At 43.6% G+C, this 18,133-nt stretch carries 19 protein-coding genes; 9 read left to right on the top strand and 10 right to left on the bottom strand.

Annotation, left to right across the window (positions count from 1 at the left end; translation table 11 throughout):
* Positions 1 to 2: 2 nt before the first annotated feature.
* The 3 genes from rplD to rpsJ are packed head-to-tail and all read right to left on the bottom strand — an operon-like array spanning position 3 to position 1,513.
* Entirely contained in the window at positions 3 to 617 is a 615-nt protein-coding gene (gene rplD / locus NL930_RS02260) for a 50S ribosomal protein L4 (RefSeq protein WP_039673530.1), read from the bottom strand.
* On the bottom strand, positions 614 to 1,192 hold the full coding sequence (rplC, locus tag NL930_RS02255) for a 50S ribosomal protein L3 (protein ID WP_039673532.1): 579 nt from the start codon (positions 1,190 to 1,192) through the stop codon (positions 614 to 616). Before rplC ends, rplD begins: the two co-directional genes overlap by 4 nt.
* Positions 1,193 to 1,201: 9 nt before the next feature.
* A complete protein-coding gene (gene rpsJ, locus NL930_RS02250; RefSeq protein ID WP_012857732.1) occupies positions 1,202 to 1,513 on the bottom strand; it encodes a 30S ribosomal protein S10 in 312 nt (103 codons plus the stop codon).
* Between the two features lie 171 nt (positions 1,514 to 1,684).
* On the opposite strand from rpsJ, the gene NL930_RS02245 reads away from it, so the two are divergent.
* Complete coding sequence (locus NL930_RS02245; protein ID WP_254377067.1) at positions 1,685 to 2,764, top strand: ATP-binding protein; 1,080 nt, start codon at positions 1,685 to 1,687, stop codon at positions 2,762 to 2,764.
* On the opposite strand, the gene NL930_RS02240 is transcribed toward NL930_RS02245, so the two are convergent.
* Entirely contained in the window at positions 2,750 to 4,000 is a 1,251-nt protein-coding gene (locus NL930_RS02240) for a SpoIIE family protein phosphatase (RefSeq protein WP_254377068.1), read from the bottom strand. The genes NL930_RS02245 and NL930_RS02240 overlap by 15 nt on opposite strands.
* Positions 4,001 to 4,090: 90 nt before the next feature.
* Between NL930_RS02240 and NL930_RS02235 the strand changes: the two genes are divergently transcribed.
* From NL930_RS02235 to feoB, 3 genes are all read left to right on the top strand, one after another.
* The gene (locus NL930_RS02235) at positions 4,091 to 4,639 is read left to right on the top strand and encodes a ribonuclease HII (RefSeq protein WP_041962393.1); all 549 of its coding nucleotides are present in this window, start codon (positions 4,091 to 4,093) and stop codon (positions 4,637 to 4,639) included.
* Positions 4,640 to 4,766: 127 nt separating this feature from the next.
* Positions 4,767 to 4,997: a FeoA family protein gene (locus tag NL930_RS02230; protein ID WP_039673540.1), complete on the top strand. Its 231-nt coding sequence runs from the start codon at positions 4,767 to 4,769 to the stop codon at positions 4,995 to 4,997.
* Positions 4,994 to 7,270, top strand: a complete 2,277-nt coding sequence (gene feoB / locus NL930_RS02225) for a ferrous iron transport protein B (RefSeq protein WP_254377069.1) — start codon at positions 4,994 to 4,996, stop codon at positions 7,268 to 7,270. Before NL930_RS02230 ends, feoB begins: the two co-directional genes overlap by 4 nt.
* A gap of 42 nt (positions 7,271 to 7,312) precedes the next feature.
* Here feoB and aroC read toward each other — a convergent pair whose 3' ends face one another.
* The 4 genes from aroC to NL930_RS02205 are packed head-to-tail and all read right to left on the bottom strand — an operon-like array spanning position 7,313 to position 10,527.
* Positions 7,313 to 8,392 carry a chorismate synthase gene (gene aroC / locus NL930_RS02220; protein WP_254377070.1) on the bottom strand — a complete coding sequence of 360 codons (1,080 nt, stop codon included), beginning with the start codon at positions 8,390 to 8,392 and terminating at the stop codon, positions 7,313 to 7,315.
* Positions 8,389 to 9,072, bottom strand: coding sequence for a ribonuclease III (gene rnc / locus NL930_RS02215; RefSeq protein WP_039673546.1), 684 nt, complete (start codon positions 9,070 to 9,072; stop codon positions 8,389 to 8,391). The genes aroC and rnc overlap by 4 nt, the downstream gene beginning before the upstream one ends.
* The gene (gene rnhA, locus NL930_RS02210) at positions 9,057 to 9,506 is read right to left on the bottom strand and encodes a ribonuclease HI (RefSeq protein ID WP_254377071.1); all 450 of its coding nucleotides are present in this window, start codon (positions 9,504 to 9,506) and stop codon (positions 9,057 to 9,059) included. Before rnhA ends, rnc begins: the two co-directional genes overlap by 16 nt.
* Positions 9,481 to 10,527, bottom strand: coding sequence for a tetratricopeptide repeat protein (locus NL930_RS02205; RefSeq protein WP_254377072.1), 1,047 nt, complete (start codon positions 10,525 to 10,527; stop codon positions 9,481 to 9,483). Before NL930_RS02205 ends, rnhA begins: the two co-directional genes overlap by 26 nt.
* Before the next feature lie 107 nt (positions 10,528 to 10,634).
* Between NL930_RS02205 and dnaG the strand changes: the two genes are divergently transcribed.
* From dnaG to NL930_RS02180, 5 genes are all read left to right on the top strand, one after another.
* Complete coding sequence (gene dnaG, locus NL930_RS02200) at positions 10,635 to 12,296, top strand: DNA primase (protein WP_039673552.1); 1,662 nt, start codon at positions 10,635 to 10,637, stop codon at positions 12,294 to 12,296.
* On the top strand, positions 12,274 to 13,257 hold the full coding sequence (locus NL930_RS02195; protein WP_254377073.1) for an argininosuccinate synthase domain-containing protein: 984 nt from the start codon (positions 12,274 to 12,276) through the stop codon (positions 13,255 to 13,257). The genes dnaG and NL930_RS02195 overlap by 23 nt, the downstream gene beginning before the upstream one ends.
* A gap of 61 nt (positions 13,258 to 13,318) precedes the next feature.
* The gene (locus NL930_RS02190) at positions 13,319 to 13,699 is read left to right on the top strand and encodes a response regulator (RefSeq protein WP_039673556.1); all 381 of its coding nucleotides are present in this window, start codon (positions 13,319 to 13,321) and stop codon (positions 13,697 to 13,699) included.
* 1 nt (position 13,700) lies between these two features.
* Entirely contained in the window at positions 13,701 to 14,297 is a 597-nt protein-coding gene (locus NL930_RS02185) for a chemotaxis protein CheC (RefSeq protein WP_254377074.1), read from the top strand.
* 3 nt (positions 14,298 to 14,300) lie between these two features.
* Positions 14,301 to 15,323, top strand: coding sequence for a diguanylate cyclase domain-containing protein (locus NL930_RS02180; RefSeq protein ID WP_254377075.1), 1,023 nt, complete (start codon positions 14,301 to 14,303; stop codon positions 15,321 to 15,323).
* On the opposite strand, the gene NL930_RS02175 is transcribed toward NL930_RS02180, so the two are convergent.
* Entirely contained in the window at positions 15,320 to 16,606 is a 1,287-nt protein-coding gene (locus NL930_RS02175) for a response regulator (protein ID WP_254377076.1), read from the bottom strand. The two genes, NL930_RS02180 and NL930_RS02175, sit on opposite strands and share 4 nt — an antisense overlap.
* Positions 16,599 to 18,131, bottom strand: coding sequence for an ATP-binding protein (locus NL930_RS02170; protein ID WP_060825253.1), 1,533 nt, complete (start codon positions 18,129 to 18,131; stop codon positions 16,599 to 16,601). Before NL930_RS02170 ends, NL930_RS02175 begins: the two co-directional genes overlap by 8 nt.
* Positions 18,132 to 18,133 lie beyond the last annotated feature (2 nt).

Genomic DNA, 18,133 nt, shown 5'->3' with positions numbered 1-18,133 from the left:
TCTTAGCCCTCTTTCGTGATTGTTTCAAGCACTGATTTTTCGATAACAACCGCATAAAATGCCGTTGCTAAATATGCATTGAGTTCGTTTGCTTCTACAAGGTAGCAGTTTTGAATGTTTCGAAACGCTAACAATGTTTTTTCGTCAACCAACTCTTTTACGATCAACGCATCTCTGGTTCCAAGCGTTTTAATGATTTGCGCCGCTTCTTTGGTTTTACCGGATTCTACGCGAATCGAATCGACAACAAATAACGCATTGTTCGCCGCTTTTTCGTTTAAAGCGTATTCAAGTGCTAGTTTTTTTTGTTTTTTGTTTACTTTTTGATCGTAATTTTTATTGGCTTTGGGACCGAATGCCGCACCGCCGCCTACCCATACGGGGCTTCTTCTACTACCCGCACGCGCGCCGCCTCGACCTTTTTGTGCCCAAGGTTTTTTACCGCCGCCGCTTACTTCGCCTTTGGTTTTCGTGTTTGCCGTATTTGAGCGAAGCGCTGCTTGGTATGATTTGACATACAAATATAAGTTATGTGAGTGAATGTCGCCGTATGTCTCCGGAAGAGCCATCGTGCCGGCATTTTCAAATTTTTCGTTTAATACGATTGCGCTACTCATTTAACAATCCTTGCTTTACCTAATGATCCATTGGCACCGGGAACGGAACCTTTAACGGCTAAAATACCGTTTTGAGCGTCAAAAGAAACAATTTCGTTTTTGACCGTTACTTGGGTGTTACCGTAGTGTCCGGGCATTTTTTTACCGCGTTGAACGCGACCGGGCCATTCGCGGTTACCGATTGAACCGGGAGCTCTGTGAAAACGGCTACCGTGTGCACCTGGACCACCTTGAAAATTGTGACGTTTGATGACACCCGCAAAACCTCTACCTTTTGTTTTCAAAGACACTTTAAGCGTTTTTGCTTCGCCCAAAGGTGCCGTATCTAAATCACCGGCTTCTTGGTTTGCAACGTCAAGCGTTACAAAGCGGTTATATTCAGCAGAAAGATTGTATTTTTTTTGCTGACCCGCAATGGCTTTGTTCATTTTTTTGCCACTAACATATGAAACTAAAGCACGTTTGTTCTCATCGACCGAACATACTTTGGCATCCAATACTCTGAGTAACGTGACAGGAACGCTTGGTACTGCAATTGTTCGGCTCATGCCGATTTTTTCAATAATATATTCCATCATTACCCCTTATTTACCCATTGCTCTTACTTCAACATTGACTTCAGGCGCAAGATCAAGTTTCATGAGTGAATCAACGGTATCTGTGGTCGCAGACACGATGTCAATCATACGTGCATGAATTCTCATCTCAAATTGCTCTCTTGAAGTTTTGTTTACGTGCGGTGATCGAAGCACCGTATAGCGCTTGATTTTTGTAGGCATAGGAATTGGTCCGACGATCTCGGCTCCAGTTCGTTTAACAGCTTCGACGATAGCTGCAACAGATCTGTCTAAAACTCTATGGTCATACGCCTTGAGTTTAAGTCTAATTTTTTCCATTCAGGACCCCTGTAAAGAACTTGTCATCGTGATGATGACCTAATTAAAGGACTGTGATTTTACTATATTAGATAGCAAAAGTCAAGAAATATAGGGCTTTTTGATAGAATGAAGTCTATTTTATTTCCTTTTAAAAAGGAAAGTTATAAGATATTCATCAAGGAGTCGACCATGCAATCTTTACAATTTTTATACGAAATACCTCATAAAAATCCTTTGTTTATTGATCGTAAAATTTCAATTCAGTCTAAAAAAGTCGTCTTAGACGGTCCTCGTAAAAGCGGGAAAACCTCTTTAATACTTGATCATTTAAGCCATTACGAACTCAAAGAGTATTTGTATCTCGATTGGGCAGACGAACGCATCGATAAAAATGAAATTATCGAACATTTAAACGATTTTATCCGCCGTCATTCTATCCGGTTGTTGATTGTGGAAAATTTTGATTTTTCCTTTGAATTGCCGCGCGTCGAAGAGACGATTATTTCGACTTCCACTTCTACATGTAAGCCTCTTCAAGGTTTTGAGACGCTCACGCTTTATCCTCTGGATTTTGAAGAATTTTTGGCATTTGACAAGAAACACTCCAATGTCGAACATCTTTTCAACCTCTTTACCAATCAGGGCACGTTTCCTTTTTTGATTCAACAAAATGAAAGCGAACATGCTAAACTGACGCAAGAGATGTTGCATATCGTCTTGAGAGATCCTTTAGAGTATGTAATCTATAAACGCTTTTGCGAATTGCAAGGCTCAAAAGTTTCGCTGTTTCAAATCTACAACTATCTCAAAAGTATGACGAAGATTTCCAAAGATAAACTCTATGTGCTCGCGACGCACCTCATAGATCAAAAATTGCTTTTTTTAGTGGAAAAGTATCGTCAACCTAACGCTAACAAAAAAGTTTATTTGATCGATTTTACTTTTAAAGACGCACTGAGTTTTAAAAAGGATTTTTTGAAACGCTTTGAAAATATGGTCTTTTTAGAGCTTATCAAACGCGATAAAATCATTTATTACGAAGAAGGTATCGAATTTTATCTGCCCGAAGAATCTTTGGCGATTTTGTGTGCGGGATTTTCCACCACGCAAGCCATCGAAGCAAGGCTTCAAAAACTTTTACCCTCCTTTTGGGCTTTACATGTTAAACGCGTCGAAGTGGTAACGCTCAGCAGCGAAAGTGCTCAAGACATCGAAGGGCTGAGCTTTTCGATCATCCCGTTTTGGGAATGGGCACTACAACTCTCGTGAGGGCGTGATAAATTTTTGAATCGTAATCGCGTTTCCTTTTTTGTTAAAATAAAAATGGTCTAAAAGCTTTCGAATAATCACAAAACCGCGTCCGTTGAGTTTATGAGGATTGATGACGATGTTTTTGAGCACCATCGTGTCAAATCCCTCACCTTGATCGCTAATCGTTGCTTCAAAAAGCTCGCGATTGCCGTTGAGGAAAAGTCCGTAAACGATTTTAATTTTTTTGCGACGGTGCAAAGCTTCAAGACGTTGCATCTCGTCGTCAAATAAATTGTGCTCTATCAAATAATTTTTTCGCATTTTATCGACACCGAAACTTCCGTGTTCCAGTGCATTGAGTAAAAGCTCCGAACATGTGAGTAAAATTTGACTGGACGTTTTAGGATCGATAGCGGCCCTTTTGAGATCATCCGCCACAACCATTAACGCTTGGTCGATCGCTTCGTATGTGCTCTCGATACGTAAAGTCTTAAACGCTTTGGGGACTTCGAGTCGTTGAATAAAGATATAGGTTAAATCGTCGTCGCCTTTACCGATGCGCGTATTGACCTTGTCGTGAAACTCTTTTACGCAAAAGGCTTCGATAAAATCTTGCTTGACGCACGAAGCGTACGCTTTTTCGTCATTTAAAAGACTTTCGCTCAATCCGTCGCTGTAACAGAGCATTTTAACGATAGCATGCGTTGAAAGCGTGTCGATACGAATCGATTCGGTAAAAATGCTTAAAGGCGGGTTATTGCTTCGAATCGATTGACATGCTTGATTCTCTTCCATCATAAAAAAAGGCGGCATACCGCATGAAGCATACTTGAGCGTCGAAGTGTGAACGTCGTACTCCATAAGCAACACCGAAAGAATCTCCTCGTCAAAAAGATTGGTTTGCATAAACTTTAATAATTTTTTCGTCCAAATTTCCAGATGAAACGCAGAGTCTTCTTCCATTTCGTCAAAAAAGTAGTTCAAAAAACGCGTCGTAGCCATCGCCGTCAAAGCCGCCGTGATGCCCTTGCCCATCGCATCGGCGATAAATCCGACCAAACGCCCGTCTTTCGTTTTTCGCAAAGAGTAAGTATCGCCGCTAAGCGTGCTGTGCGGTTTGTACGAAATATCGACGCGCAAGAGCTCTTTTTTCCCGTTTTTGTGAAGATCGATTTGTTGGTAATACAGATCGTTTTTGATCACGAAAAGTTCTTTGTTAAACGCTTTGTCCAAATCTTCTTTGACATGTAACATACGCTCTCCTTGTCGGTATACCTTTGCAAGGTATCTCGTGAATTTTAGCAAATCTATATTAAACTTCCTTAGCTTGGATAAGGAGATGATATGTTATGCGGAATTGACGAAGCGGGTCGCGGATGTTTGGCGGGACCTCTTGTCGTGGCGGGCGCGGTACTCAAAGAACCCGTTGCAGGACTCAACGACTCCAAACTGTTAAGCGAAAAGCACCGTGAAGCTCTTTTTGAAACCCTTTTGGAAAAAAGCGAATCCAAAATCGTCTTTTGCGATCACGCTATGATCGATACCCGAGGACTCAGTTTTTGTTTACGCCATGCGATCGAAACCATCAAAGCACACTTTAGCACGCACGACATTCTTATGGACGGCAATTGTACGTTCGGCGTGGAGGGCATCTCAACGATGGTCAAAGCCGACGCGCTCGTTCCCGAAGTCAGTGCCGCCAGTATCCTTGCCAAAGTCTCGCGTGATCGTTACATGTACGAACTAGCACCGCTTTATCCCGAATACGCTTTTGAAAAGCACAAAGGCTACGGTACGGCTTTACATGTCGATCGTATTCGTCAATACGGTTATTGCGACATTCATCGCAAAAGCTTCAAACTCAAACAGCTTTCCCAACCGACGCTTTTTTAAAACAATTTGATAGCAACTATTAAAATTAAAGTATACGAAAGCTTTATTACTCTATTATTTCAATAACTATTATCAATGCCTCGCTTCAAGGGCATTGATCAATACTTTAGAAATGAAGGAGAACGTGATGGTTGATCTATCGCAGATCGATAAAAATCAAAAAGCATTCATTAAAACTATCCACGCACAACATAGTTTAAAAAAACGCTTACAGTCGCTCGGTCTTAGTGCCGGACAGGAAGTTCAAGTCGTCGAGACGAGTTTACAAAAAAATACGATTAAAATCGCACTGGGTTTTAGTTCGGTCGCTTTACGCTTAGACGAAGCCAAAACAGTCGAAGTGGAGCTTGCTTCATGAAAAAAATCACCATTGCCCTCGTCGGTCAGCCTAACGTCGGAAAAAGCCATTTAGCCAACGCCATCAGCGGTTCCAACCTTAAAATCGGTAACTTTGCGGGCGTTACGGTCGAAAAAGCGACCGCCAAACTTCGCACGGACGATTATGCGATCGAATTTATCGATTTACCCGGTCTTTATTCGCTTGAAGATTTTTCCGCCGACGAAAAAGTAACCAAAGAGTTTTTAAAAAAAGGCGACTACGATCTCATCGTCAACGTGTTAGACTCGACCAATCTTGAGCGTAACTTGATGCTCACGACGGAACTGTTGGAGTTAAATAAAAAAATCGTTTTAGCTCTCAATATGGATGACGAGGCCGTCAAAGAAGGCATCAATATCAATGCCCAGAACATGAGTAAAATTCTTTCCGTTCCGTGTATTCGCGTCTCTTCCAAAACCAAATACAATATCGAAACATTGGTCGATACGATTATCGACGTTCACGAAAAAGCCTTGATACCTTCCAAACTGATTTACGGTAGCGAAGTCGAAGATCAACTGCAAACGATTGCGCGCTTTTTAGAAGAGAAACACTTTACCATCGAAGGTCTAAGCTACCGACAAATCGCCGTCGGACTGTTATGGCAAAAAAGAGAAATCTACGCCATCGTACACGAACACCCGCTTTACGTCGAACTTCAACCCATTCTTAACAACGCCTTGGGACATGTTTACATGTACTGCCAATGCGACGAGATCGACGAAGTCATTCACCGCCAGCACGCGGCGTTTGCCAAGGGTTTATGCACCGAAGTCTTGAGCGTTTCCAAAATCAAAGCGCAAAGCGTAACGCAAAAAATCGATGCCGTTTTGATCCATAAATTTTTAGGTCTCCCTATCTTTGTTTTTTTAATGTGGGCACTGTTCCAACTCACGTTTACGTTAGGTCAATTTCCGATGGATTGGATCGAAAGCGGTTTCGGTTGGCTCGGTGAAACGCTAGGCGAAACCATCGACAACGAAGCACTCAAATCGTTGATTGTCGACGGTATTATCGCGGGTGTGGGCAGCGTTTTGATGTTCTTACCGAACATTATCATTCTCTTTTTAGGCATCGCTCTTTTAGAAACGACCGGCTACATGTCAAGAGCCGCTTTTTTATTAGACGGCTTTTTCCACAAGTTCGGTCTACACGGTAAAAGTTTCGTTCCGCTCGTCACGGGCTTTGGTTGTTCCGTTCCGGCTTACATGGCGGCACGAACGCTTAAAAATAAAAAAGATCGTTTGCTGACGATGTTTATTATCGGATTTATGAGTTGCGGCGCGCGACTTCCCGTTTACGTTCTCTTTGCCGGAGCGTTTTTCGACGAAAGCGTCGCCGGAAACGTTTTATTTGCCATTTATATTTTCGGAGCGATTTTAGGGCTCATTGCCGCTAAAATTTTACGCGTTACCGCCTTTAAAGGCGAAGACGAACCGTTTGTTATGGAAATGCCCAAATACCGTCTTCCGAGCCTTAAACTGCTTTGGTTTATGGTTTACTCCAAATCGGTTCTTTACCTTAAAAAAGCGGGAACGTTTATTTTACTCGCTTCGATGTTAATTTGGTTTATCAGCTCTTATCCGAAAAACGACGTCATTGAAGAAGAATACGGCGCAAAAATAGAAGCCCTTCAAGCGACGCAAGAAACGCAAGCAACGGATAAAGAAGCCTTAACGGCTCAAAAAGACGACACCGCTCAAGTAAAAGAAACCGCACCGAGCGACGATAAAGTCACTTCTGCCGAAGCCGACAAAGAAGCCCCCGTAGCAGATCCAAAAGAAAAAGAGAGCGCGGAAGAAGGCACAAGCGTTGAGGATCAAATCGCCGCGTTGGAAAACGAAAAACATGAAAAAATCATGGAGCAAACCTATCTCGGTATGGCGGGAAAAGCGGTAGAACCGTTTTTTGCACCGCTCGGATTTGACTGGAAGATGGGTGTTGCAACCCTCAGCGGTCTTGCCGCAAAAGAGGTTATCGTTTCAACGTTGGGTGTTTTATACGCGCTAGGCGATGAAGTGAGCGAAGACGACGCATCGTTACGCGATATTATCAAAGAAAATATCAGTTTCGCCTCCGCTATGGCGTTTATCGTTTTTGTTATGGTCTATTTACCGTGCCTTGCGGCAACCGCCGTTTTCTACAAAGAAGCGGAGAGTCTCAAACACACCGTTTTATTGGTGCTCTTTACGTTTGCGACCGCATGGGTTTTAGCGTTTATTACCTACCGCGTTTTACTGCTCGTCGCATAGATACTAAGGGCGTACAATCGCTTGTACGCCCTTACCTCATACTTACATGTAAATTTTTTTCACATGCTCCATTTGCGAACCGAGATTTAACAACACCATATCGGCGACGACCAAAGCCGCCATCGCTTCGGCAACCACGCTTCCGCGCACCGCGATACACGGATCGTGTCGCCCTTTTAGCTTACATGTCAGCTCTTTTCCTTCGGTATCGATCGTCTCTTGCGCGACAAAGATGGAAGGCGTGGGTTTAAAATAGACCTTACATGTCAACGTATCGCCGTTGCTAATGCCGCCTAAAATACCGCCGCTTTTATTGGTTTTAAACCCGTTGCTATCGATAGCGTCGTTATTTTCGGAGCCTTTGAGCCTTGAAGCCTGAAAGCCTTCTCCGATCTCAACGCCTTTGACGCCGTTGATACCCATCATCGCTTCGCACAAAATAGCGTCTAATTTATAATACAACGGCTCTCCCAAACCTTTGGGCATACCTAAGACGTGCACCAACGCAACACCGCCGATCGAATCGTGTGCATTTTTGGCTTCCAAAATCGCCTCTTTTTGTGCCGCTTCGACGTTCGCGTCAAGTGCGTAAATCTCGCTTGCGTTGACGCGATCAAAATCGTATGAGCGCGCTTCGATTCCGCCGATCGCACAAATACCGCTTTGAACTTTGACATGTAAAGCATTTAACATCAACTTTGCAATCGCACCCGCCGCAACGCGCGCCGCCGTTTCCCGCGCACTGCTACGCCCGCCACCGCGATAATCGCGCAAACCGTACTTGTAAAAATAGGTAAAATCGGCATGTCCGGGACGGAAGAGGTTTTTGACGTTTTCGTAGTCGCCGCTTTTTTGATTTTCGTTAAAGATAACCATCGCAATAGGCGTTCCGGTACTTTTCCCTTCAAAGACGCCGCTTAAAATTTCAACTTTATCGCCCTCTTTCCGTGCGGTGGCAAAAGCATTTTGACCGGGACGGCGTCGATCTAACTCGCTTTGAATAAACGCCTCGTCGATCTCAAGTCCCGAGGGTACGCCATCAACCACGCATCCGATCGCGCGTCCGTGCGACTCGCCGAATGTCGTAAAACAAAACTTTTTGCCGAACGTATTGCTGCTCATCGTGTCTCTTTTTTCAAAATTTCAAGTGCCAACATCGCCGCTTTTTGTTGTGCTTCTTTTTTGCTTTTTCCGCTCGCAAGGGCCAAATCGCGCCCGCGCACGCTAACGGCGATTTCAAACTCTTTTTTGTGATCCGGTCCGAACGAACGAACGAGCCGATATTCGGGCGTCATCCCGAAATGCGCCTGCGTCAATTCCTGCAAAGTCGTCTTATGGTCGTGAAAAATAGCGTCCATATCGATTTTCGGATACGCTTCTTCTAAGAGTTCGACCGCCAAACGTCGCGTAAATTCCAATCCTGCTTCCAGATACAATGCCCCCATAATCGCTTCAAACGCATTGGAAAGCAAAGAGGGTTTTTCCCTGCCGTTGTTATTTTCCTCGGCTAAGGAGATAAAGATGCATTCGCCCAAACGAAGCAAGCGCGCCAAAACTTCAAAACTTTTTTCATTGACCAACGAAGCGCGAAGTTTGGAGAGCTCGCCCTCGGCAACCTCTTTAAATTCGAAGAAAAGATACTCCCCGACGATCAAATCCAACACCGCATCGCCTAAAAATTCCAAACGTTCGTTATTGTAGGGTTGTTTGGAACTTTTATGCGTCAGTGCCTCGATTATCAGGTTTTGATCCTTAAACTGATAACCCAAACGCTTTTGTAACGCTTCTAATCTTTTTTGCATAGTGTCGACTCCGTAGACTGAATTTTAAGAGCTTCTTCTTTAGCGATTTTATCGCACATTTCGTTTTCAAGATGCCCAGCGTGACCTTTGACCCAAATACCCTGCACGCGATGCGGCTTAGCGACGCTGAGATACCGTTGCCATAACTCGGGATTTTTGACTTTAACAAACGCTTTACGCCGCCAACCGTCCAACCACTCGTTAATACCGCGAATCACGTAACTCGAATCGCTGATCAGCGTCACGTCGCACGGCTCTTTGAGTGCCGCAAGCCCTTCAATGACGGCAAGAAGTTCCATTTGGTTGTTCGTGGCGCAGGCTTGTCCTCCGCTGATGATCTTCTCTTTATCGCCGTACCGCAAAATTGCACAATAACCGCCCGCTCCCGGATTTCCCAAAGAAGAGCCGTCACAGAAAAGAGATATTTTCTTCATTCTCTGTTTGAATCAATTTGGATTGAATCGATGCGGTATGAACGCTATGGCATTGAGGACATCGGTAAAAATGGATCGGGAAAATTTGTTTGCACTCGCGACACACGTACTCAAACCCGACGGTCGCTTTCGTAAATTCAAGCGTCCGTAACCGCATCATGATGTCCAAGGCAAAAGGAACGTCCGCATCTTGGGGAGCATAAGGCACTAAGCCTCGCGCCATCGCGACGTAGCGTACCAAAGGCTCTCTCGAGGTCGTAATATCGTACACCATAGGATCGACGTACCACAAAAGATCGACCATCTCTTCAAAAGGAAGCGTCTCAAAAAAACGCTTTTCGATAGCGATACCGTTTTCTTGCATGTGCTCAAAAAGTTTACGGCGTAAAAACGGCGCTTGTTCGCACAACGCTAAAACACGTTCGATTTTGTCGTTTTCTTTGAGGTTTTTATCCTTTAAAAGCCCGAGTGCTTTCAAATAAGTCCGTTGAAGCGCGACGTTCGCGCCGAGTTCTTCCAAAGAGTCCAAAACTTCTTCGGCTTTAACGTACTCTTGCAATTGTTCGTAAGCGACGCTTAGGTATTTCAAAGACTCTTCGTTTCGAGGATGCAGGCGTAAAGACTCTAAAAACACTTCGGAGCTTCGACGCAAAAAACCCGCTTTAAAGTAGGTTTTCCCGAGCGTCGAGAGCAAATACTGCTTCTCGTCTTTGCCTTTAACGCGTTTGAGCGTAACCAAATAAATATTGATCGCTTTTTCGTAATCGCCGCCTTTGGAATACGCATGCGCAAGCAACGCCAAAGACTCTAGCGGAATCGAAGCGTCTTCAAGGAGCTTTTTGTATTCGTTTTCGTCGGTTACGATCTCAAATTTTTTGACGAATTTTTCGATGCTTTGTTTCTCTTCTTTGTTTTTAAAAACACCCCACCAATAGTTTGCGAACGAAATCACGAACACAATCGCACACAAAATAATCACGCCGAATAACGGATCGCGATACGCTATAAAAAAATTATCCAAATTCAACCCTTTACATGTACGGTGCCGACACCGACAAAAATACGCGATGAGAGATCCCTACTTTTTAGAAAAGAACTCTATTATACCAAACTTGCTATAATTTACTTATGATAGATAAAACATCCATAGAAAACCTCAAACAACGTCTTGATATTGTCGATGTGGTCGGTTCGTACTTGGAACTGAAAAAAAACGGCGCCAACTACAAATGCGTCTGCCCGTTTCACAACGACACCACGCCAAGCCTCGTGGTCAGCCCCTCCAAACAGATTTACCACTGTTTTGCCTGCGGGGCGGGAGGAGACAGTATCAAATTCGTGATGGAGTACGAAAAACTCTCCTACCCCGAAGCCATTGAAAAACTGGCACGTATGGTCAATTTTTCGCTTGCGTATACGACTGACGAAGGCGGCGTCAAACGCGAAGATCGAAAATTGATGGAAAACCTCAACCTTTTTTACGTCAAACAACTTGACAAAACGCCTTTTGCCAAAGAATACCTTTTTAAACGCGGCATATCGGACGTTTCGATCGAAAAATTCGAACTCGGCTATGCGCCCGCATCGTTTGCGACGTTGGATTTTTTAAAAATGCGCGGCTATGCGATGAGCGAAGCGATGGAGTACGGCGTTGCGGGCCTTGGCGAAAACAATCAACCCTACGCGCGTTTCATCGAGCGCGTCAGCTTTCCTATTTACAGTCCGACGCATCGACTCGTGGGATTTGGCGGACGTACCCTTTCCAACCATCCCGCCAAATACGTCAATTCGCCGCAAACCAAACATTTTAACAAATCGCAACTGCTTTACGGCTATCACCTTGCCAAAGAGTCCGTTTTTAAAGAGAAAAAAATTATCGTGACCGAAGGCTATTTGGACGTCATTATGCTCCACCAAGCCGGATTTACCCAAGCGGTCGCAACCCTCGGAACGGCTTTAACTTCCGAGCACATTCCTTTACTGATGCGAGGCGACCCCGAAATCATCGTCGCGTACGACGGCGATAGTGCCGGTATCAACGCCGCGCTGAAAGCTTCCGTACTTTTAAGCACGCACGGTCTGAGAGGAGGCGTCGTGCTCTTTAGCAACGGTATGGACCCTGCGGATATGGTTCAAAACGGCCTTATCGATACGCTCAATCGCCTCTTTTTATCCCCACAACCGTTTATCGAATTTGCGCTGGAGCGCATCGTTAAAAAGTACGATCTCAAAGATCCTCTCGTAAAACAACAAGCCCTTAACGAAGCGACCGCTTACCTCAAAACGCTTCCCAAAGCCGTTCAGGAAAGCTATACGGGATTGCTCTCCGGTACGCTCAATATTTCCCAAAATCTCGTCAAAATCCAAACCCATAAACCGACCAAACAAGCCCCTAACGAGCGAAGTTTTGAAGACATGTTGGAATTGACGATTATTAAAACGATTTTGAGCCAACCGGGGCTTATCGACACCGTTTTAGATACGATCGACCATGCGATGTTCAAAACGCATCAAGAAGAGTTTTTGCTTTTACTTGAAAACCGTTTGGACCATCCCAAACTCCGACGTATTTTGCTTTGGGACGACGTCAAAGTGTATGACGAAAACGAGTTGATCGCCTCAATGGCGGCGTTTTTATACCATTTTTATAACGAAAAGTTTCAAGCCATCAAAACCTCGAAAACGCTAAGTTACGAGCAAAAACAGTTTATGATTCGTAAAATTCAAGAAAAATTAATGAAATTAAAAAAAGGTGAATTGGTTCCGTATGAAAGCATTAGTCCTCTTTAGCGGCGGTTTGGATAGCATGTTGGCTATCAAACTGCTCACTGCCCAATCAATCGACGTTATCGCCGTTCATATCCGTATCGGATTTAGCGGCAAAGAAGATCATGAAGTGTTATTACGTAAAAGAGCCGCGATGGCGGGAGCTTCGCTCGAAGTCGTCGACGTACAAAATCGCTACCTTCAAGAAGTGCTTTTCTCGCCGCGTTACGGTTACGGCAAACAGTTCAATCCATGCATCGATTGCCACGGGTTTATGTTCAAAGTCGCCAAAGAGCTATTGGCACCTTTCAACGCATCATTTATCGCAACCGGTGAAGTGATAGGACAACGACCGATGAGCCAAACGCGAGACGCATTAAAACTGGTACGCAAATTGGCAAACGATCTTGAAGACGGGCTGATTTTGCGACCGCTGAGCGCACAACTTTTAGATGAGAGCAAAGCCGAACGCGAAGGCTGGGTCGATCGAAGTCTGCTTCTGGGGCTCAGCGGTCGGGGTCGCCATGCCCAACTTGCATTGGCGGCACAGTTTGGTTGGGAGGATTATCCCACGCCTGCAGGCGGATGCTTGTTGACCGATCAGCAGTTTAGCCTCAAACTACGTGATTTTATTGCCCACGACACGCTTTGCAAAGAAGATATTCCTTTGCTCAAATACGGAAGACATTTTAGGCTTCCAAGCGGCGCAAAACTAATCGTCGGGCGCAACGAAGAAGAAAATGCCGTACTCGAAAGCTTTCTCAACCCTAAGTTTGCGCCCATCATCGTCGAAACATCGATCGGTGCTCCTTTTTCACTCATCTCCGTACAAGCGAGCGAAGACGATTTACAAACGGCGTGTCGTATTATTTTGAGCTTTACCAAAGCGGATCCCGCCGCTTTTTACACGTTAGAAACACAAGGTCGTAGCCTTTTAGCGGCTGCGTATCCTGAACGGGAAGACGCTAAAAAATATCTTATATAGTTTTTTAAAGATACTTTTTGTATTATTAAAACAATGCAATTTAAAATGTTAGGATTATGAGATGAGTTTATCGGAAAAAATGATTTTTTTAGTCGTGGACGATTCAAAAATTTCACGTAAATGGCTTATTGAAATGATCCCTAAAAAAATTGCCGAGTACACGCAAATTATCGAAGCCGAAAACGGCGAAGAAGCCGTAGCACTTTTTAAACAATACGCTCCCGATATCGTTTTTCTCGATATTACGATGCCGATCTTAGACGGATTTGAGGCTCTTCGACAGATTCGTGCCGCTAATAATGAGGCTTTGGTCGTTATGATTTCGGCCGACCGACAAAAAAGCACCAAAGAAAAAACTTTAGCTTTAGGTGCTTCTGCGATTCTCTCCAAACCGATCGACGCGGAAGAGTTTCGCTCAACGCTTTTAAAATTGGTTTTTTAACATGGTACAACATTTTAGTTCTCAACAAGAAGATATTTTAAAAGAGTTGATTAACGTCTCTTTCGGACTTGCGGCATCGTTAATCGGAGATATGTTGGATAACTATGCCAAGTTACACCTCCCCGAAATTTCAAGCATCGATATTTTAAACCTTAACGGTAAAATCATCGAAGTCTTAGGAAGAGAAAATGAATTTTACCTTACGAAACAACGCTTTTTAGGCTCGTTTAACGGAGAAGTTTTATTTGTATTCAATCCTTATTCCGCGCATGTTTTTACGCATCTGTTGCTCCAACAAGCAACATGCGACGATAACGATATTAAGTCGTCGATTTTAGAGCTGACCAATATTATTACGTCCGCATGTATCGGTAAATTTTGCGAAATTATTCACGGAGAAACGATTTTTAAAGTTCCTTTGATTGAAAAACGCGACGTCTTAGAAATGGATAAATACGATAAAATCGAAGGCTACGACAACGTGATCGTCATTAAAACGGCTTTGGACATTGAAAAAGAGAATATCTTAGGTCACATGTTCATTCTTCTTAATAATGAGATGCTCGAGCAGCTCAAACAAACTATCGACCAACTGTAAGCTATGTCTATTCATTACGAAACCCTCATCGACTCGATCAACGTCGGGATCATTACCGTCGATGCGAATTTAACGATTCACTATATTAACAAATGGGTAGCGGTGCATAACAATATCCATCCCGATGAAGTTCAAGGTCAAAACCTCTTAAGTGTTTTTGATATTCCCGAAGAAAAGCTTAAATCGCTCAAACGCCACATCAAAGCCGCTCTTACGCTTCATAGTCCCTCTTTTTTTACCGCCGACGCTAACGGTTATCTCTTAGCGATGCAAAACTCGATGACGATTAAGTCGGTCTTTGAATTTATGCAGCAAGACGTTACGATCGTCCCTTACGATTTAGAACAAAAAATTGTTACGATGCTGATTTACGATCAAACGACGTTGATGGAAGAAAAAAGCAAATGCAATAAAGAAAGTGCCGAGCTTGCCAAAGCGATCAAAATTGCTAATGCAACGATTCGAAAGTTGGAAACGGCACGTAATAAACTGGTCAAACAACAAGACATGATCTACAAGCAAGCCCACTACGACCACCTCACTTCGCTTGCCAATCGAACGCTTCTGCATCAACGTCTGCAACTTCTTATCAAAAGCAATCTAGCAAGCGGTAAAAAATTCGGCGTTCTCTTTTTAGACCTTGATAATTTTAAAGAGATCAACGACTCCTTAGGCCACGACATCGGCGATATGATTTTAATTAACGTTGCAAAAACCTTGTTGCTTGCCACGCGAAAAACCGATACGGTAGCACGTTTCGGAGGCGATGAATTTATTATTTTGGTCGACGACATCGAAAGCGGGGACGTGCTACGCCATATCGCTTCCAAACTGGTCACAAACTTACAACAACCCATTCGCGTGCATCATATGGACATCGGCGTTACGACGAGTATCGGCATCAGCCTCTTCCCCGATCACGGTAAAGATTTCAATCAGCTTATTAAAAGTGCCGACGTGGCTCTTTACGAAGCCAAATCGGCCGGACGCAATACCTACAAAGTCTTTGCGCCTTCTAAACTTTAAAAAAATTCGATTTCGTCATCATCCGTTACGGAGCCTTTCTCTTCAAAAATAGCCTCTATTTGCAAGCACGAGCTTAAAAGCGAAGAGTCTAAATAGTGGATATCGCGTGCGACTTGCGTAATAAAAACATTTTCGCGCCATGAAGCCAAATCGCTTAAAAGGCTAAAAAGCATCGTTGAAAGTCGCTTGATTTTTTCACTCTCAAATTGATCTTCGGTTAAAGTGCTCAAAAAATTAATCAAGGTCTGAACCGCAAATCCCAAGTGTTCAAACGCCATTAATTCGGCAAGAACGTCGGCGTACTCTTGAAGATTCTCGTAAATAATTGCCAAACGTTGTTTGCTCGGCTCTTTTTCAAACGCCAAAATGGCACTGTCCGTTTCCTCGTTGAGTGCTTCAAGCGCATCAATTTTCGGCATAAGCGAAATAGCGGTCGACTGGACATAATCTTGCGCGCTTAAAACATCGTCGTGCGTTTTAGAGAGAATTTTTTGAGCCTCTTCGCTCAAGCTCGAAACGCTCAGTTTCTCTTCGATGCGCCCCTTATCGAGTTGGATCGAAAGCATATCTTGACTTAAAATATATTTGGCGTTGGAAAAGTGTTTCAAAAGAAGATTTTTAATCACCGCACTCTTTAACGGCCTTACATGTAAGAGCATCATAAAGAGTTTATCTTCGTTTTCTTCGACGATGATCGTACTTTCAAAATCACGGTGCGTGAGCCATAAACAAAAACCGAAAAAGAGACGTACGCAATCGCTTAAATCGATAATATTTTTAGGAGCATTGAGCCAATAGTCCCAAAATTCGCTTAATGCTTCTTCGCTATCGATGCGAAACGTGATCGTACGGTGAAAAACGCGACTGTTGAAAGGATTGATCGCGCGCTGATTTTTGCGAAGTTCTTGCTTACGAAATTCGATAATGCGTAAATACTGTTTGACGCGTTGTAAAAAATGTTCCGAATACAAAGGCTTTGTGAGATAATCTTCCGCTCCCAAAGCGAGCATTTTGTGCTTGGAGGTCTCGTCGTCTAAAGCACTTAAGGCGATAATCATCGTTTTTTTGTCGACTTGTTTGATGTAACGCGTTGCCTCAAAACCGTCTAAATTGGGCATCATAATATCCATAAAAATCAAATCAAAATGATTTTTGACGCACATTTCAACGGCAACTTGCCCGTCTTCGGCTTCTTGTATTTCTATTTCTTCAACCTCTTCGAGTAAGAGATTGAGCGTTAAACGGTTGTTATCGTTATCGTCGACGATCAATATTTTATACATATTTTGGCTCCTTTAATCGTTTCGTTAAACTAAATTTGACGCCGCCTAAGTGCGCGGAATCCTCTAAGCGATACTCAAAGCCTAAGCCTTCGCATAACAATTTCACAAAATGAAGTCCGATACCCGTCCCCTTTTTTTCCATGCTACTCGGTTTAGAAGCACTTTGATTGTACAGCTCAAAAACTTCTTCTTTATCTTGATCTCGGATACCTTTACCGTCGTCTTCGATCGTAATTACGAGAGTCTCCTTGCTCGAAGAGAGCGTGATCTCGACGGTCGACGTACCGTATTTAATCGCGTTGGAGAGAACGTTGGAGAGTATTTGCTTAAAGCGATACTCGTCGCTGCTCAAAAACGGCTCGCTATCGTCGCTATGAAATACCATCGTGCGATGATATTCTAACGCCAAGGCACCGTGTTTTTCGATCACGTCTAAAATGCTCTCTTTAGCGTTAAAAAACGTCAGATTGTAGTGCAACTTTTGATGGCGAAGCTTGCCCAAATCTAAAATATTGCTCACGTTTTCCAACATTGAATGCGCGCTTTTGTAAATTTGCTCCAAAAGATGCATCCGCTTTTCTTTGGGAATCTCTTCAATATTCGGCATATGCTTGTACAGGTATTGCGAAAAGTTCATAATGGCATTGAGCGGCGTCTTTAATTCATGCGTAAATAAAATCAAAAAAGCGTCTTTGGCTTCGGAAAGTTTCATCTGTTCTTGCGCTTGTTTTTCCTGCGCCTGCACGGCGCGCTTTTCAAGCAGCATCTGCGTAATGTCCTGCCTGACCGCTAAGTATTGTACGATTTTTCCGGTATGCGTGTCTTTAAAAGGGATAATAATCGTATCGCCCCAAAAATCACTACCGTCTTTATTTTTATTTAAAACCCGCTCTCGCCACACTTTCCCTTGCGTAATCGTTCTCCACATGTCTTGATAAATTTCCGTACCGTTAGCGGGATGGCGTAAAATACGATGGTTTTTCCCGATAACCTCGGCGGGAGTATATCCGGTGACTTTGGTAAAATTATCGTTAATGTAGGTAATATTGCCTTCCGTATCCGATTGCGATACGATCGAAGCGTCCAAGAGTGCTTCAAAATACTGCATATCGCTTAAAAAAATGTCGCTTTGCGACAACTCTTGGATGGCAGATTTAAGATGTACCGCCGCTTTGTCTTTTTCCGTTTCCAAACACAAATAACGTTCGCATTGCAACATCAAGACTTCATTCAAATTAAATGCATCCTCGGGACTTATAAAGATGATGATCGCAAGATCGAGATTGTGTTGTTTGATGCTCTGAAGCGTCGAGAAATAGGACGTTCCTTGATACGAAATCGTACCGAAGATAAGATCGAAGCGCGTGTGCGAAGCCAACTCAAAAATCGACGCGGCATCGGTTTCCCAATAGAAACGATGGTGCGTCAACGAAGCGACATGTAAAAGTTCTTGATGCGCTACCATCTCACCGATCACTAAAATATTCAACGATACGTTATGCGTGTGTAAGACGGAAGCTTCCATGG

The sequence above is a fragment of the Sulfurospirillum sp. hDNRA2 genome (genome assembly GCF_024206095.2).
In the GTDB taxonomy this organism is placed as follows: domain Bacteria; phylum Campylobacterota; class Campylobacteria; order Campylobacterales; family Sulfurospirillaceae; genus Sulfurospirillum.
Note: the sequence above shows the minus strand (reverse complement) of the source record. Positions and strands in the feature narration are given on the sequence as shown.

What these genes read in the sequence shown, in the direction of transcription:
- rplD (WP_039673530.1), bottom strand. Translation starts at nt 617, where the DNA reads ATGAGTAGCGCAATCGTATTAAACGAAAAATTTGAAAATGCCGGCACG.
- rplC (WP_039673532.1), bottom strand. Translation starts at nt 1,192, where the DNA reads ATGGAATATATTATTGAAAAAATCGGCATGAGCCGAACAATTGCAGTA.
- rpsJ (WP_012857732.1), bottom strand. Translation starts at nt 1,513, where the DNA reads ATGGAAAAAATTAGACTTAAACTCAAGGCGTATGACCATAGAGTTTTA.
- NL930_RS02245 (WP_254377067.1), top strand. Translation starts at nt 1,685, where the DNA reads ATGCAATCTTTACAATTTTTATACGAAATACCTCATAAAAATCCTTTG.
- NL930_RS02240 (WP_254377068.1), bottom strand. Translation starts at nt 4,000, where the DNA reads ATGTTACATGTCAAAGAAGATTTGGACAAAGCGTTTAACAAAGAACTT.
- NL930_RS02235 (WP_041962393.1), top strand. Translation starts at nt 4,091, where the DNA reads ATGTTATGCGGAATTGACGAAGCGGGTCGCGGATGTTTGGCGGGACCT.
- NL930_RS02230 (WP_039673540.1), top strand. Translation starts at nt 4,767, where the DNA reads ATGGTTGATCTATCGCAGATCGATAAAAATCAAAAAGCATTCATTAAA.
- feoB (WP_254377069.1), top strand. Translation starts at nt 4,994, where the DNA reads ATGAAAAAAATCACCATTGCCCTCGTCGGTCAGCCTAACGTCGGAAAA.
- aroC (WP_254377070.1), bottom strand. Translation starts at nt 8,392, where the DNA reads ATGAGCAGCAATACGTTCGGCAAAAAGTTTTGTTTTACGACATTCGGC.
- rnc (WP_039673546.1), bottom strand. Translation starts at nt 9,072, where the DNA reads ATGCAAAAAAGATTAGAAGCGTTACAAAAGCGTTTGGGTTATCAGTTT.
- rnhA (WP_254377071.1), bottom strand. Translation starts at nt 9,506, where the DNA reads ATGAAGAAAATATCTCTTTTCTGTGACGGCTCTTCTTTGGGAAATCCG.
- dnaG (WP_039673552.1), top strand. Translation starts at nt 10,635, where the DNA reads ATGATAGATAAAACATCCATAGAAAACCTCAAACAACGTCTTGATATT.
- NL930_RS02195 (WP_254377073.1), top strand. Translation starts at nt 12,274, where the DNA reads ATGAAAGCATTAGTCCTCTTTAGCGGCGGTTTGGATAGCATGTTGGCT.
- NL930_RS02190 (WP_039673556.1), top strand. Translation starts at nt 13,319, where the DNA reads ATGAGTTTATCGGAAAAAATGATTTTTTTAGTCGTGGACGATTCAAAA.
- NL930_RS02185 (WP_254377074.1), top strand. Translation starts at nt 13,701, where the DNA reads ATGGTACAACATTTTAGTTCTCAACAAGAAGATATTTTAAAAGAGTTG.
- NL930_RS02180 (WP_254377075.1), top strand. Translation starts at nt 14,301, where the DNA reads ATGTCTATTCATTACGAAACCCTCATCGACTCGATCAACGTCGGGATC.
- NL930_RS02175 (WP_254377076.1), bottom strand. Translation starts at nt 16,606, where the DNA reads ATGTATAAAATATTGATCGTCGACGATAACGATAACAACCGTTTAACG.
- NL930_RS02170 (WP_060825253.1), bottom strand. Translation starts at nt 18,131, where the DNA reads ATGGAAGCTTCCGTCTTACACACGCATAACGTATCGTTGAATATTTTA.